This is a genomic window from Comamonas endophytica (genome assembly GCF_023634805.2).
Classification (GTDB): domain Bacteria; phylum Pseudomonadota; class Gammaproteobacteria; order Burkholderiales; family Burkholderiaceae_C; genus Comamonas; species Comamonas endophytica.
In genome coordinates, this window is record NZ_CP106881.1 from 2,860,381 (window position 1) to 2,874,615 (window position 14,235).

Genomic DNA, 14,235 nt, shown 5'->3' on the forward strand with positions numbered 1-14,235 from the left:
CCTCAGAGCCCGGTGGCGGCGGTTGCCAGCGCTGCCAGGGTCTCATCCAGCGAGGGCTGCTCGTTGTTCTTCAGGTTCGACTGGGCCTGCTGCAGCAGCACCTGCGCATTGCGCGTGCGCCGCGACGCGGGGTCGAAATACTTGGCCATGGTCTGGCTGGCCGTGCCCAGGTCGCTGCGCGCGGCATCGTACTGGCGCGCCAGCACGCCCAGGCGCGCGTTGAGCAGCGTCAGCTTGAGGTTCTCGCGCAGGAAGAAGCCCTGGTCCGGCGCCAAAAGCACGGCCTCGGGCTGGTCGATGCGGCTGACGCGCACCAGGTCGTAGATCTCCTCGCGCACCACGTTCCAGGTGCGCGTGCCCCAGTCCTGCCACCAGGCCCAGTCGCCCAGCGAATAGCGTGCGGCCGGCGCAGGGCCGGGTGCGGGGGCGGGGGCTGCGCCGCGGATCGCGCTGGGCTTGGCCACCGCATTCGCCAGCGGCAGGTCGTCGACGCCGCGCAGCAGGTCGTCGATGCGTGCCAGCAGGGCGGCGGTGTCCGTCACGGCCAGGCGCGAGATCGCTTCGAGGTCGCGTTCGATCGCGCGCTGCACCGGCGTGAGCCGCGGCTGGGCCGTGCGCTCGATGCGCTTGGCGGCGCTGCGCAGCGTGGCGACCAGCGGGTCGAGGGTGCCGGTCAGCTGCGCCTGCTGCTGCGCCATGCGGATGGCGGTGTCGATGTCGACCACCAGCGTGTCGTCGCGGGTGCGCGACAGGCTCTGGACCAGCTCCTCGAGCTGGGTGCGCTGCAGCGTGACCTCGCCCACGCGCGCTTCCATGACCGACAGGCGCGCCACGCTGTCGCGCGCCAGGTCCTGCGCGTCGCGCGCCATGGTGCGCGCCTCGATGGCCTGCGTGCCCGAGTCGGCGCTCTGGCGCGCGAGCTGTTCCTGGATGCCGCTCATGCGCTGCCACAGCATGCCGCTGCCGACCAGCGCCACCACGGCCACGGTACCGACGAGGTACAGCGCCAGGGACGAGGCGGGGCGTGCCGCGGCCGCGGGCGCAAGGGAGGCCTGGGCCGCATGCGGCGCAGGGGCAGACTGGTCGTGGACGGCGTCAGTGCTCATGTGCTGATTCTATAGAGGCCGCCACCTCACTCAGCGAAGGACGGCATTGCTGGACATGGCCAAAGCCCGCCTGTTGCGCGGCGGCCGCGATGCGTGGGTGGGTGGCCAGGGCGCGCGCCTGGCTCCAGTCGGTGCCGGGCAGCGCGCGCTGCAGGTTGGAGATGGCTTCGGAGCTGCTGAACAGCCACAGCGTGCCGTCGTGCGCGGCCTCGCGCGCCAGCGCCAGCGCCGTGGGTGCGAGCTGCGGCGCGTGGCGCTCGTAGACGGCCACGAATTCCAGCGTGGCACCGGCCCGGCGCAACTGCTCGGCCAGCCATTCGCGGCCGCTGCCGGAAGCGCCCGAGCCGCCGCGTACCAAAAGCACCCGGTCGCCACTTTGGATCTGCGCGCGCACCTCGGGCCACAGCGCCTCGGAGTCGAACTGCGTGGCGTCGGGCCGCGGGCCGTCGATCTGCGCCGTGGGCACGCCCGCGGCCTGCAGCGTCCGCGCCGTTCCCGGGCCGGGCGACCAGGCGCGCGTGCCGGGCGCCAGGCGCACGCCCGGCGCGAAGAAGTGCGAAACGGCATTGCCGCTGACGAACATGACGGCGCGGTAATGGCCGGGAGTGGCGCACGCGCAGCGTGCCTTCGACAGTGCCTCGGAGGGGATTTCAGTGGGCGCGATGTCGATCAGCGGCAGCGCGCTGGCGGCGATGCCGCGCGCCTGCAGTTCGTCGACCCAGTGGCCGGCATCGGGCGCGGGGCGGGTCACCAGGACCCGCAAGGGGTGCGTGGCGTTGGGCACGCGCTTCAGGAGGACAACCCCATGCGCGCGCCCGAGGCGCGCAGCTGCTGCGCGACGGCTTCGCCCAGCGCCTCGGCTTCGGCCAGCGTGGTGACCGTGGCGTGTTCATCGACCTGCACCAGTGCCAGTTGCCCCTCGAGATCGCCCCAGGCGGCGCGCAGGAACAATTCATCGCCCTGCCAGATGCCGTGCGCGGCCAGCGGCATCGAGCAGCTGCCGCCCATGCTGCGGCTGACGGCGCGCTCGGCGGCCACGCCCAGCCAGGTCGGCTCGTGCGCCAGCGGCGCCAGCGCGGCAATCAGGTCGGCGCGGTCGGCGCGCACTTCGATGCCCAGGGCGCCCTGGCCCGCGGCGGGCAGCATCTCGTCGGCCTCGAAGGCGCAGCGGATGCGCTCTTCCAGCCCCAGGCGCTTGAGGCCCGCGGCCGCCAGCACGATGGCGTCGTAATGGCCTTCGTCGAGCTTGCGCAGGCGCGTGTCGAGGTTGCCGCGCAGCGGGGCGATGCGCAGGTCGGGGCGCTGCGCCTGCAGCAGCACCTGGCGGCGCAGGCTCGAGGTGCCGACCGTGGCGCCCTGGGGCAGGAAGTCCAGCGCGGCGTAGTTCGGCGAGACGAAGGCATCGCGCGGGTCCTCGCGCTCCATCACGCAGGCCAGCACGAAGCCTTCGGGCAGCTCCATGGGAACGTCCTTGAGCGAATGCACGGCGATGTCGGCGCGGCCTTCTTCCAGCGCGACCTCGAGTTCCTTGACGAACAGCCCCTTGCCGCCGACCTTGGACAGCGAGCGGTCGAGGATCTGGTCGCCCTTGGTGGTCATGCCCAGCAGCCGCACGCTGTGGCCCAGGGCCTGCAGCCGGGCCTGCACATGCTCGGCCTGCCACAGCGCCAGGCGGCTTTCGCGCGTGGCGATGACAATCTCGGAATCGGGGGAAATGGCGGTATTCATGGCATCGACGCGAAGCGGCCTCAGGGCAACGCCAAATGCTAGCATGGCGCGCTGCATCCGCTAATGGCCCAGGAATATCCGCATGACCCGAACTTCCCGCAAGAACGATGAACCTTTCGCCGGCAGGAACGGCCGCAGGACCGACAAGGAATTGCCCCTGCTCGAGGACATCCGCCTGCTGGGCCGGATCCTGGGCGACGTCATCCGCGAACAGGACGGCGTGGCGGCCTATGAGCTGGTCGAGCAGATACGCCAGCTGTCGGTGGCCTTCCGGCGCGACGCCGACCACGATGCCGACCGCCAGCTCAAGAGGCTGCTCAAGAGCCTGAGCGCGGACCAGACGGTGAGCGTGATCCGCGCCTTCACCTATTTCAGCCACCTCGCCAATCTGGCCGAGGACCGCCACCACATCCGCCGCCGCGCGCTGCACGAGCGCGCCGGCAACACGCAGGAAGGCAGCATCGGCGTGGCGCTGGCGCGGCTGCGCTGGGCCGGCATCGCGCCCGCGGCCATCGCCCAGACGCTGGCGCAAAGCCATGTCGCGCCGGTGCTCACCGCCCACCCGACGGAGGTGCAGCGCCACAGCATCCTCTCGGCCGAGCGCGACATCGCGCAGCTGCTGGCGGCGCGGGACGACATCAGCGAGCGCGCCCAGCTCTACAACAGCGCGCGGGACACGCTCACGCCGCGCGCGCTGGAGGACAACGAGGCGCAGCTGCGCGCGCGCGTGGCCCAGCTGTGGCAGACACGGCTGCTGCGCCACACCAAGCTCACGGTGGCCGACGAGATCGAGAATGCGCTGACCTATTACGAGGCCACCTTCCTGCGCCAGATCCCCAAGCTCTACGCCGAGCTCGAGCGCGAGCTCGGCGACCAGCCCGTGGCCAGCTTCCTGCGCATGGGGCAGTGGATCGGCGGCGACCGCGACGGCAATCCGAACGTCACGGCCGATACCTTGCAATTGGCGCTGCGCCGCCAGGCCGAAGTCGCGTTGCGCCACTACCTGACCGAAGTGCACTACCTGGGCGCGGAGCTGTCGCTGTCGGCGCACCTGGTACAGCTCACGCCCGAGATGCAGGCGCTGGCCGAGCGCTCGCCCGATACCAACGAGCACCGCCGCGACGAGCCCTACCGGCGCGCGCTGACCGGCATCTACGCGCGCCTGGCCGCGAGCCTGAAGACGCTGACCGGCGGCGACGCCGCGCGCCATGCGGTGGCGCCGCAAAACGGCTATGTGCGCGCCGAGGAGTTCCTGGAAGACCTGCAGGTCATCGACCGCTCGCTGCGCAGCCACCACGGCGGGCCGCTGGCTGCGCAGCGCCTGCACCCGCTGATACGCGCGGTGCAGGTGTTCGGTTTCCACCTGGCCACCGTGGACCTGCGCCAGAGCTCAGACCAGCACGAGCGCGTGGTTGCCGAGCTGCTGGCCACCGCGCGGCTCGAGAGCGACTACAGCCGCCTGGACGAGACCGCCAAGCAGGCGCTGCTGCTGGATCTGCTGGAGGACGCGCGCCCGCTGCGCGTGGTGGGCGCGCAGTACTCGGCGCACACCGAGGGCGAGCTGGCGATCTTCGAGACCGCGCGGCGCATGCGCGAGACCTATGGCGCAGAGGCGATCCGCCACTACATCATCAGCCATACCGAAACCGTCAGCGACCTGCTCGAAGCCCAGCTGCTGCAAAAGGAGGTCGGGCTGATGCGCGGCACGCTCGACAGCGACGCGCGCGCGGACCTGATCGTCGTGCCGCTGTTCGAGACCATCGAGGACCTGCGCAATGCCGCGCCGATCATGCGCGACTACTACCGGCTGCCCGGCGTCGCGGCGCTGGTGCAGCGCTCGGGCGGCGAGCAGGACATCATGCTCGGCTACAGCGACAGCAACAAGGACGGCGGCATCTTCACCAGCAACTGGGAGCTGTACCGCGCCGAGATCGCGCTGGTGGAGCTGTTCGACGAGCTGGCGGCGAGCCATGGCATCCGGCTGCGCATGTTCCATGGCCGCGGCGGCACGGTGGGCCGCGGCGGCGGCCCGAGCTACCAGGCGATCCTGGCGCAGCCGCCGGGCACGGTGCGCGGGCAGATCCGCCTGACGGAGCAGGGCGAGGTCATTGCCTCCAAATACGCCAACCCCGAGATCGGCCGGCGCAACCTCGAGACGCTGGTCGCCGCCACGCTCGAAGCCACGCTGCTGCAGCCGACCAAGCCGGCGACGCCGGCGTTCCTCGCCGCCGCGGCGCAGCTGTCGGAGGCCAGCATGGCGGCCTACCGCGCGCTGGTCTACGAAACCCCGGGCTTCACCTCGTACTTCTTCGGCAGCACGCCGATCCGCGAGATCGCCGAGCTCAACATCGGCTCGCGCCCGGCCTCGCGCAAGCCCTCGCAGAAGATCGAGGACCTGCGCGCGATTCCCTGGGGCTTCAGCTGGGGCCAGTGCCGCCTCACGCTGCCGGGCTGGTACGGCTTCGGCGCGGCGGTGCAGGATTTCGTGCAGCAGCCGGGCAAGGACGCCAAGGCGCAGATGGCGCTGCTGCAGCGCATGTACCGCCAGTGGCCCTTCTTTCGCACGCTGCTGTCGAACATGGACATGGTGCTGGCCAAGAGCGACCTGGCGCTGGCCTCGCGCTACAGCGAGCTGGTGAGCGACGCACGCGTGCGCCGGCGCATCTTCGAGGCCATCGAGGCCGAGTGGCAGCGCACCGCGCAGGCGCTGTCGCAGATCACCGGCGACCAGGAGCGGCTGGCGCACAACGCGGCGCTGGCGCGCTCCATCCGCCACCGCTTTCCCTATATCGACCCGCTGCACCACCTGCAGGTGGAACTGGTGCGGCGCTGGCGCGCGGGGCAGGGCGACGACCGGGTGCAGACCGGGATCCACATTTCCATCAACGGCATCGCCGCCGGGCTCCGGAACACGGGTTGAGCGCAGCTGCGGGCGCGAAGCTTGCTAGCGGATCTGCGTGAACGAAGGGACGATGGTGGAAAACGGTATTGCAACAGCCTGGCAACGCTTGCGGGCACAAAACGCCTGGGCCTATGGGCTGCGCATCACCATCGCGCTCGGCGCGGTGATGGCGCTGTGCTGGTGGCAGGGCCGCCTGCCGCAGGTGATCGCGCTGTTCCTGGGCATCACCGTCAGCGCGCTGGCCGAGACCGACGACAGCTGGCGCGGACGCACGCGCGCGCTGCTGGCCACGCTGCTGTGCTTTGCGCTGGTGGCGTTCGGCGTCGAGGCGCTGATACGCCAGCCGCTGGGCTTCGTGCTGGCGCTGGTGCTGTTCACCTTTGCCTTCACGCTGCTGGGCGCGGTGGGCGAACGCTACCGCGCGATTGCCTCGGCATCGGTGATTCTGGCGCTCTACACCGCGATCAGCATGGCGCCGGGCGCGCACACGGCGCAGCCCGGCGCCTGGCCCGTGCCGGCGCTGCTGCTGGCGGGCGCGGCCTGGTACGGGCTGCTGTCGGTCGCCTGGTGCGCGCTGTTTCCGCACGCGCCGGTGCGCCAGAACCTGGCGACGCTGTTCGAGCAGCTGGGCGCCTATCTGCGCCTGAAGGCCAGCCTGTTCGAGCCGGTGCGCGCGGTCGATCTGGAGCGCCGGCGCATGGCGCTGGCCCAGACCAATGGCCGGGTCGTTGCCAGCCTCAACACCGTCAAGGAAAGCCTGTTCAACCGGCTCGGACCCAAGCCCGATCCCCGCGTGGACGGCGAGATGCTGCGCCACATGAACCTGTATTTCATCGCCCAGGACATCCACGAGCGCGCCAGCTCCTCGCACTACCGCTACAACGAATGGGCGCAGACGCTGTTCCACAGCGACGTGCTCTACCGCTGCCAGCGCGTGCTGGGCCTGCAGGGCGCGGCCTGCAGCCAGTTGGCCGAGGCGCTGCGCCAGCGCCAGCCGTTCGCGCCCCACGCCGAGGGCGCGCGCGCCATGGAGGACCTGCGCGCGGCCATCGATTACCTCGCTGCGCAGCAGCAGCCTGCCTGGCAGCGCGCCTTGCGCTCGCTGCGTGCGCTGGTGCGCAATCTGAGCACGCTGGATGCGCAGATTGCCGCGGCCGCGCATCCCACGGGAGGCAGCAAGCTGGCCGACCCCAGCCTGTTCAACCGCCGCCCGCGCACGCTGGCCGAGGCCTGGGCGCGCATCCGCGCCCAGCTGCACCCGAGCGCGCCGCTGCTGCGCCATGCGCTGCGCCTGTCGCTGGCGCTGGGCGCGGGCTTCGTCGCCATGCAGCTCACCGACCCGGTGCATGGCTGGTGGATCCTGCTGACCACGCTGTTCGTCTGCCTGCCGACCTATGGCGCGACGCTGGCGCGCGTCGGCCAGCGCATCCTGGGCACGGTGCTCGGATTGGTTGCGGGCTGGGCGCTGCTGCGGCTGTTTCCCGGACTGCCGGCGCAGGCGCTGATCACCGTTGCCGTGGGTGTGCTGTTCTTCGTCACGCGCACCCAGCACTACGTGACGGCCACGGCGGCGATCACGCTGCTGGTGCTGCTGTGCTTCCAGCAGACCACGGGCAACGCCTATGCGCTGATCTGGCCGCGCATGATCGACACCGTGATCGGCGCGGCCATCGCCACCGCGGCCATGCTGCTGGTGCTGCCCGACTGGCAGGGCCGCCGGCTGCATCTGCTGGTGGCGCAGGCGATCGGCGCGCATGCGGCCTATCTGCGCGAGATCATGTCGCAATATGCCGAAGGCAAGGATGACGACCTCGACTACCGCCTGGCGCGGCGCAACGCCCACAATGCGGACGCGGCGCTGTCCACCGCGCTGTCGCAGCTGCTGCTCGAGCCGCGCGCCGTGCGCCGCCATGCGCGCGTGGGCATGCAATTGCTGCTGCTGTCGCACACGCTGCTGAACTACCTGTCGGCGCTGGGCGCGCACCGCGACAAGCTGTTCCAGAGCGAAAGCCACCCGCTGGCCACCGAGGCGGCAGGGCAGGCCGCCGATGCGCTGGAGCAGATGGCGCAGGCCTTGAAGACCCGCCAGCCGCTGCCCGCGGACCACGGCGGCGCGGCGGCCCTGGCGCTGGAACTGGAGCAGCGCGGCGATGCGCTGGCGGATCCGTTCAGTCCGCTGGTGCTGGTTTGCCAGCAGCTGGAGCCGCTGAGGGGGGCTTGTCTGCAGTTGCTGGCGGAGCCGGAATGAAGGATGTGGGGTTTCTTGAGGACAGGACGTCCATCCTTCGACGCGGCCGGCGAGGCAGGCTCAGGACGAACGGTTTGGGAGCACTGGCCAAATCCACCGTTCGTGGTGAGCCTGCCTGGGCGGCCCCGTCGAACCATGGACGTCCTGTCCTAAAAATAGGCCCCCAGACGCAAGAACGCCCCCAGGCCAAGCCATAGGGGCGTTCAAAAACCGTAATGCAGTTCAGTGCAGCATGAGAGCCCCAGCATTCTTGCTCTTCCCCGCCCGCGCCGGCGGATTGCACAGTCCGCACTGGTAATGGCGCGCGTTCTCGTAGGGTTCGGTCACGAACTGGCCTTTGCAGCTCGAGCAGGCGGTGCGCGTGAGCATGTTGGCGTCGACGAACTTCACCAGGCGCCAGGCGCGCGTGAACGACAGCAGCGCTTCGAGCCCCGCGGCTTCGATCTGCTCGGCGTACAGGCGGTAGGCCTTGGTCAGCTGCTCGGCCGAATCCAGCGCCACGCCCTTGGACAGGTATTCGTAGATGTTGAGGAACAGCGAGCTGTGGATGTTTTCCTGCCAGGTCAGGAACCAGTCGGTCGAGAAGGGCAGCTGGCCCTTGGACGGCGACTTGCCCGCGATCTCCTTGTACAGGCGGATCAGGCGCTCGTACGACAGCGTGGTCTCCGATTCCAGCACCTGCATGCGCGCGCCCATTTCAATGAGCATGGCGGCGCGTTCGATCTGCTTGGATTCGTTGAGGACGCTCTTGGTGATGGAGGCGGACATGGCAGGCTTTCGACGGGAAGTGAACGGGGGCGGCGGCGGTGGCTTACAGCACTTCGGAGACGCGGCTGGCCATCAGGATGTTGGCGTGCAGCGTGTTGGTCGCCTCGTTGCCGATCTTGTTGGAGGAGTGGTTGGTCAGCAGGCTCCAGACCAGCTCGTCGTCCACGCGGAAGCTGCACAGCATGGTGTTGCGCGATGCCAGCTTGAGCACCTGGGCCGAGGACAGCGCGCTCAGGATGTCGGCGGCTTCTTCGTTCAGACCCAGACGGAACACGGCCTCGGCTTTGTCCTTGCGAATCATGGTCTGGGCCAGCATCAGATAGGTGAGGTTGGCTTCACGAATCTCGGCAAGCAGTTGTTCGTTGGTCATGGGTCAATCCTTTTCAATTCGTCAGATCGGGAACAGAGCACAAAAACCAGAGGTGTGTGGTGTCGCGATCTGTTGAAATGGATTGTGAAACAGGGCCAAAAGGAAATTAAGTCGGGGTACGTAGGTGCAGCGTGTCTGGTTCAGCCAGGGGGTATGTAAGGCAAATTCCTACAAACGCTGTCGCCAGTTCGGAATTGATGCACCGAGAGTCGCTGCTGTAAAAAGCCCCCTCCTGCCGGCGCCATGCAGCGTCGCCGGGCCGGGGGAGTGGAGCATGCGTTGTTTTTTTGCTGTTCGCGCAGTGTCAGCCACGCGCAACAGGCCGCGTGGCATCGGCGCACCACTCGCTCCAGCTGCCGGCGAACAAGGAGGACTGGCCCAGCCCCGCAAGCTCCATGGCCAGCAGATTGGGTATGGCGCTGACACCGCTGCCGCACTGGTGCACGACGCTCTCGCCCGTGCGTTCGCCCAGCAGCTGCTGGAATTCGGCGCGCAGCAGTTCGCGCGGCTTGAAGCGGCCGTCAGCGGCCAGGTTCTCGCTGAAGGGACGGTTGAGCGCGCCCGGGATATGGCCGGCCACCGGGTCCAGCGGCTCGACCTCCCCGCGGTAGCGCGCCGGCGCACGCGCATCGATCAGCGTCTGCGCCTCGGAGCCCAGGCCCGACAGCACCATGTCCGCGCTGACCAGGCGGCGCAGCGGCGGCTGCAGCGTGAAGGTGGTCTGGAAATGGCTGGGCTCCGCGCCCTGGTTGACCTGCTGTCCCGCGGCCTGCCAGGCCTGCAGCCCGCCATCGAGCACGGCCACGGCGTCATGGCCGGCCCACTTGAGCATCCACCACAGGCGGCCGCAGAAATTCGCGCCATTGCGGTCATAGACCACGGCCTGCATGTCGTTGGAAAAGCCCACGCTCGACAGCCAGACGGAGAAGCGCTCGCGGCTGGGCAGCGGATGGCGCCCGCCGGACGCGGGCTGGTCGGCCTGCGAGACCGCCACCGAGCCATCGCTGCCGGGCACGCCATGCTTGGCGCTCAGGTCCTGGTCCAGATCGGCATAGACCGCACCCGGGATATGCGCCTGCAGGTATTGCTGGCGGCCCAGGGCAGGCTGGCCCAGGTCGAAGCTGCAGTCGAACACCATATGGGGTTGGCCGCTGGCCTGCAGCTCGGTCAGCTGCTCGGCGCGAATCAGGGTGGTGTAGGGGGTCTTGGACATCGGCGGTTCCTCGGCAAGGGCTGCAACCGCGGCCCCTGCAACCGAGGCCGCGCAATCGGCCCATTATCCGACGCCGCGCGCCGCCATGGGGCCCAGAGCAGTTTCGTGCTGAGCAAGCCCGTTATCCTTCGACAGGCTCAGGACGAACGGACAACCCCCACCGTTCGCCCTGAGCTTGCCTGGGCGGCCCCGTCGAAGGGCGCTTCAGTGCGCGGCTGTCGAGATAAAACCGCTTTAGTTCCTCGAACGGAGAACGGTGGCGGCAATGCCGCTGCCCACGATCAGCGTCATTCCCACCCAGCCCATGGGCTCGATGACATCGCCAAACACCAGCACGCTGTAGGCGCCGCCAAAGGCAATGCCCGTGTACTGCAGGTTGGCGACCACCAGCGTGGCGCGGCGCGTCATGGCGTTGGCGTAGGCACGCGTCATGCACAGCTGGCCGCCGGCCGCGAACAGGCCCACGGGAATCAGCCACAGGGTGTGCCAGCCTGCGAAATCCGAGACGCCCGTGAACGGCATGGCCAGCCCGCCCGCCACCGCCGAGCCCAGGGAGAAATAGAACACCACGCGCGGCTCGGGCTCGCCCAGGCGCGACAGCGCCACCACCTGCATATAGGCCAGCGCCGCGATCATGCCGGACATCAGCCCGACCACGCCCGCCAGCGCCTGGTCGGCGCCGATGCTCGGGCGCATCATCAGCACCACGCCGACGAAGCCCACCAGCAGGCTCAGCATCACCGGCGTGTGCAATGCCGGCCGCGGCGTGGCGGGCGAGGGGCGCCAGGCCATCAGCGCGCCGCCCACCATGAACGCCGCGATCCACAGGCTGCTCATGTAGTTGAGCGTCATGGCGGTGGCCAGCGGCAGCTTGGTGATGGCGTAGAACCAGGCGGCCATCGAGACCACGCCGACCAGCGAGCGCCAGGCATGCATCATCGGATAGCGGGTGCGCAGCGCGATGCCCTGGCGCCGCGCCAGCAGCCACAGCAGCGCCATGCTGATCAGTCCGCGGTAGAAGATGATCTCCGCCATGTTGAAGTGTTCAGCCGCGAACTTGATGCTCACGCCCATGGTGGCGAACAGAAAGGCCGCCAGCACCATCCAGAGAACTTGCATACGGGAATGGGGAGATAAAAAAAAGCTGCAAGCGCTTGAAACGATCAAGCGATTGCAGCCGGGTGTCGCGAAATATGCGCTCAGGGCCTGGGCTGGCTGGCGCCCAGCGCGTTGCGGTACCACTCGTGAAAGTGCTGCATGCCGTCTTCCATCGGGCTCTGGTAGGGGCCGACCTCGTTGTCGCCGCGCGCCAGCAGCGCGCGCCGGCCGGCGTCCATGCGCTCGGCGATCTCGTCGTCCTCGATGCAGGTCTCCATATAGGCGGCCTTCTGCGCATCGACGAACTCGCGCTCGAAGGCGGCGATTTCCTCGGGGTAGTAGAACTCCACCACGTTCATGGTCTTGGTCGGGCTCACCGGGTGCAGCGTCGAGACGGTGAGCACATGCGGATACCACTCGACCATGATGTGCGGGTAGTAGGTCAGCCAGATCGCGCCGCGCTCGGGCAGCGCGCCGTTGCGGTAGTTGAGCAGCACGTCATGCCAGATCTTGTAGACCTCGGAGCCCGGCTTGGCAAAGGAGGGCGCGACACCCACGGTCTGCACCGAGTATTCGTTCTGGAACTCCCACTGCAGATCGTCGCAGGTCACGAAATTGCCCAGCCCCGGGTGGAAGGGGCCGACGTGGTAGTCCTCGAGGTAGACCTCGATGAAGGTCTTCCAGTTGTAGTTGCACTCGTGCATCTCGACATGGTCGAGCACGTAGCCGTCGAAGCTCAGCTGCGCGCGCGGGCCCATCCCGGCCAGGTCGGCGGCGATGTCGCGGCCGTTGTCCTCGAACAGCAGGCCGTTCCACTCGCGCAGGCGGTAATTGTTCAGGTTCAGGCAGGGATCGTGGCTGAAATGCGGCGCACCCAGCAGCTCGCCGCTGGCGCTGTAGGTCCAGCGGTGCAGCGGGCAGACGATGTTGCCGCCCGCATGGCCCTTGCCGTGGCCCTGCAGCGAGCCGCGGCCCTTGAGCATGACGGCCTGGCGGTGGCGGCAGACGTTCGAGACCAGCTCGATGCCGCCCTGGGCGTTGCGCACCAGCGCGCGGCCCTCGCCCTCCTGGGGCAGGGCATAGTAGTCGCCGGGGTTCGGTACGCTCAGCTGGTGCCCGACATAGCGGGGGCCATTCGCGAAGATGGTTTCCAACTCGCGCTGGAACAGCGCTTCGTCGAAGTAGCTTGAAACTGGTAGTTGGCTTGCGGCCTGCTGCAGTTGAAGACTTAAATCAGACATGGGTGACCTGACCTAAAGACTCCCCACAGGGAGGGTGCGTTCGCACACGGGAAAAAACAAAACCGGCCAAGGACGCGGCGCCTCGAGGGAATTGCGCACCGATGAAGGGGTGCAAAACCCGCGGCAGATGGCCATGCGTCAGGCCGGTTCGACGGGAATGGGATTATAGATGGCAGGGTTATTTCCGCCCTGCAGGTACGTGTATTGACCTTGCTGGCGCAGAGGGCCGCGCCGCCGTCTGGCGCCGTCTTCGCAAGGCTTCGGACACAGCGCCTAGAATCAATGGCTTTATCTTCTTCTGCCCGACCCATGCCCCAGGCTCTTGCTGCCCATACCACCCCGTCCGAGCCCTCGAGTTACGAAGCTGCGCTGGAGGAGCTGGAGCAGCTGATAGCGCGCATCGAGTCGGGCCAGCTGCCGCTGGACCAGATGCTCAGCGGCTACCAGCGCGCCGCCAGCCTGCTCGCCTACTGCCGCCAGCAGCTCGATGCCGTGCAGGACCAGATCCAGCGCCTCGACGATGGTGCGCTCCAGGTCTGGAGCCAGGAATGAGCGCCGCCGTCACGCAGGAAAACGGCCTGGACCTGGCGCACTGGATGCAGCCGATGCTGGCCGATATCGAGCAGGCGCTGTCGCGCTGGGTTGGCGTGGAGGCGCCGGAGCAGTTGGGCGAAGCCATGCGCTATGCCGTGCTCGATGGCGGCAAGCGCCTGCGGCCGCTGCTGGTGCTGGCCGCCTGCGAGGCGGTGGGTGGGCGCAGGGACGCGGCCCTGCGCGCGGCCTGCGCGGTCGAGCTGATCCATGCCTATTCGCTGGTCCACGACGACATGCCCTGCATGGACAACGACGTGCTGCGCCGCGGCAAGCCCACGGTGCATGTGCGGTTCGGCGAGGCCCAGGCGCTGCTGGCGGGCGACGCGCTGCAGGCGCTGGCCTTCGAGCTGATCGCGCCTGCCGAGGGCGAAGCAGCGCAGGTTCCGGCGGCCATGCAGGCGCGCCTTTGCAGCCTGCTGGCGCGCGCCGCAGGAGCGCGCGGCATGGCCGGCGGCCAGGCCATCGACCTGGCCAGCGTCGGGCTGCAATTGTCGGAAGACCAGTTGCGGCAGATGCACCGCCTGAAGACCGGCGCGCTGCTCCAGGGCAGCGTGCTCATGGGCGCAGCCTGTGGCGAAACCGGCGATGCGACGCGCGAGGCTCTGGCCGCCTATGGCGCGGCGCTGGGCCTGGCCTTCCAGGTGGTCGACGACATCCTGGACGTGGTGGCCGACTCCGCCACGCTGGGCAAGACCGCCGGCAAGGATGCCGCGGCCGACAAGCCGACCTACGTCTCGCTGATGGGCCTCGAAGGCGCGCGCGCCTATGCCGACCAGTTGGCGCAGGAGGCGCATGCGGCGCTGGCGCGCTGCGGCCTGGCCGACACACGCGCGCTGGCGGCATTGGCCGACCAGGTCATCCGCCGCTCGCATTGAGGCGCGCGCCACGGCCCGTGCATCTGCGGGTCTTGTCCGGCGCGCGCTGCCGCGGGGCTGATCTATAGTAGATTGATCCCCCATCCCATATG

The 14,235-nt window shown here is 68.8% G+C and carries 12 protein-coding genes; 4 read left to right on the top strand and 8 right to left on the bottom strand.

Annotated features, from left to right (window positions below):
* Positions 1–2: 2 nt before the first annotated feature.
* Genes M9799_RS12945 through hemC form a run of 3 tightly spaced genes read right to left on the bottom strand, consistent with a single transcriptional unit; the run spans position 3 to position 2,834 of the window.
* Entirely contained in the window at positions 3–1,106 is a 1,104-nt protein-coding gene (locus M9799_RS12945) for a uroporphyrinogen-III C-methyltransferase (RefSeq protein WP_231042085.1), read from the bottom strand.
* Positions 1,096–1,899 carry a uroporphyrinogen-III synthase gene (locus M9799_RS12950; protein ID WP_422688584.1) on the bottom strand — a complete coding sequence of 268 codons (804 nt, stop codon included), beginning with the start codon at positions 1,897–1,899 and terminating at the stop codon, positions 1,096–1,098. The genes M9799_RS12945 and M9799_RS12950 overlap by 11 nt, the downstream gene beginning before the upstream one ends.
* Entirely contained in the window at positions 1,896–2,834 is a 939-nt protein-coding gene (hemC, locus tag M9799_RS12955) for a hydroxymethylbilane synthase (protein WP_231042087.1), read from the bottom strand. The genes M9799_RS12950 and hemC overlap by 4 nt, the downstream gene beginning before the upstream one ends.
* 82 nt (positions 2,835–2,916) lie before the next feature.
* On the opposite strand from hemC, the gene ppc reads away from it, so the two are divergent.
* Both ppc and yccS read left to right on the top strand, forming a co-directional pair.
* Entirely contained in the window at positions 2,917–5,754 is a 2,838-nt protein-coding gene (gene ppc, locus M9799_RS12960; RefSeq protein ID WP_231042088.1) for a phosphoenolpyruvate carboxylase, read from the top strand.
* A gap of 88 nt (positions 5,755–5,842) precedes the next feature.
* Positions 5,843–7,984 (top strand): YccS family putative transporter, encoded by a 2,142-nt coding sequence (yccS, locus tag M9799_RS12965; RefSeq protein ID WP_318530284.1) that lies wholly within the window; start codon positions 5,843–5,845, stop codon positions 7,982–7,984.
* 222 nt (positions 7,985–8,206) lie between these two features.
* On the opposite strand, the gene flhC is transcribed toward yccS, so the two are convergent.
* The 5 genes from flhC to M9799_RS12990 form a co-directional block, all read right to left on the bottom strand.
* Positions 8,207–8,752, bottom strand: a complete 546-nt coding sequence (gene flhC, locus M9799_RS12970) for a flagellar transcriptional regulator FlhC (protein ID WP_231042089.1) — start codon at positions 8,750–8,752, stop codon at positions 8,207–8,209.
* Between the two features lie 43 nt (positions 8,753–8,795).
* The gene (flhD, locus tag M9799_RS12975; protein ID WP_231042090.1) at positions 8,796–9,122 is read right to left on the bottom strand and encodes a flagellar transcriptional regulator FlhD; all 327 of its coding nucleotides are present in this window, start codon (positions 9,120–9,122) and stop codon (positions 8,796–8,798) included.
* Between the two features lie 304 nt (positions 9,123–9,426).
* Positions 9,427–10,335, bottom strand: a complete 909-nt coding sequence (locus M9799_RS12980) for a sulfurtransferase (protein ID WP_231042091.1) — start codon at positions 10,333–10,335, stop codon at positions 9,427–9,429.
* Between the two features lie 234 nt (positions 10,336–10,569).
* Positions 10,570–11,454, bottom strand: a complete 885-nt coding sequence (locus M9799_RS12985) for a DMT family transporter (RefSeq protein WP_231042092.1) — start codon at positions 11,452–11,454, stop codon at positions 10,570–10,572.
* Between the two features lie 80 nt (positions 11,455–11,534).
* A complete protein-coding gene (locus M9799_RS12990; protein ID WP_231042093.1) occupies positions 11,535–12,674 on the bottom strand; it encodes an aromatic ring-hydroxylating oxygenase subunit alpha in 1,140 nt (379 codons plus the stop codon).
* A gap of 309 nt (positions 12,675–12,983) precedes the next feature.
* Between M9799_RS12990 and xseB the strand changes: the two genes are divergently transcribed.
* Both xseB and M9799_RS13000 read left to right on the top strand, forming a co-directional pair.
* The gene (xseB, locus tag M9799_RS12995; protein WP_231042094.1) at positions 12,984–13,226 is read left to right on the top strand and encodes an exodeoxyribonuclease VII small subunit; all 243 of its coding nucleotides are present in this window, start codon (positions 12,984–12,986) and stop codon (positions 13,224–13,226) included.
* Positions 13,223–14,143: a polyprenyl synthetase family protein gene (locus tag M9799_RS13000; RefSeq protein ID WP_231042095.1), complete on the top strand. Its 921-nt coding sequence runs from the start codon at positions 13,223–13,225 to the stop codon at positions 14,141–14,143. Before xseB ends, M9799_RS13000 begins: the two co-directional genes overlap by 4 nt.
* Positions 14,144–14,235: the final 92 nt, after the last annotated feature.

Bases quoted from the DNA above. Each gene is read 5' to 3' on its own strand.
- M9799_RS12980 (WP_231042091.1), bottom strand. From the start codon at position 10,335: ATGTCCAAGACCCCCTACACCACCCTGATTCGCGCCGAGCAGCTGACC.
- hemC (WP_231042087.1), bottom strand. From the start codon at position 2,834: ATGAATACCGCCATTTCCCCCGATTCCGAGATTGTCATCGCCACGCGC.
- flhD (WP_231042090.1), bottom strand. From the start codon at position 9,122: ATGACCAACGAACAACTGCTTGCCGAGATTCGTGAAGCCAACCTCACC.
- ppc (WP_231042088.1), top strand. From the start codon at position 2,917: ATGACCCGAACTTCCCGCAAGAACGATGAACCTTTCGCCGGCAGGAAC.
- M9799_RS13000 (WP_231042095.1), top strand. From the start codon at position 13,223: ATGAGCGCCGCCGTCACGCAGGAAAACGGCCTGGACCTGGCGCACTGG.
- M9799_RS12990 (WP_231042093.1), bottom strand. From the start codon at position 12,674: ATGTCTGATTTAAGTCTTCAACTGCAGCAGGCCGCAAGCCAACTACCA.
- xseB (WP_231042094.1), top strand. From the start codon at position 12,984: ATGCCCCAGGCTCTTGCTGCCCATACCACCCCGTCCGAGCCCTCGAGT.
- M9799_RS12945 (WP_231042085.1), bottom strand. From the start codon at position 1,106: ATGAGCACTGACGCCGTCCACGACCAGTCTGCCCCTGCGCCGCATGCG.
- flhC (WP_231042089.1), bottom strand. From the start codon at position 8,752: ATGTCCGCCTCCATCACCAAGAGCGTCCTCAACGAATCCAAGCAGATC.
- M9799_RS12985 (WP_231042092.1), bottom strand. From the start codon at position 11,454: ATGCAAGTTCTCTGGATGGTGCTGGCGGCCTTTCTGTTCGCCACCATG.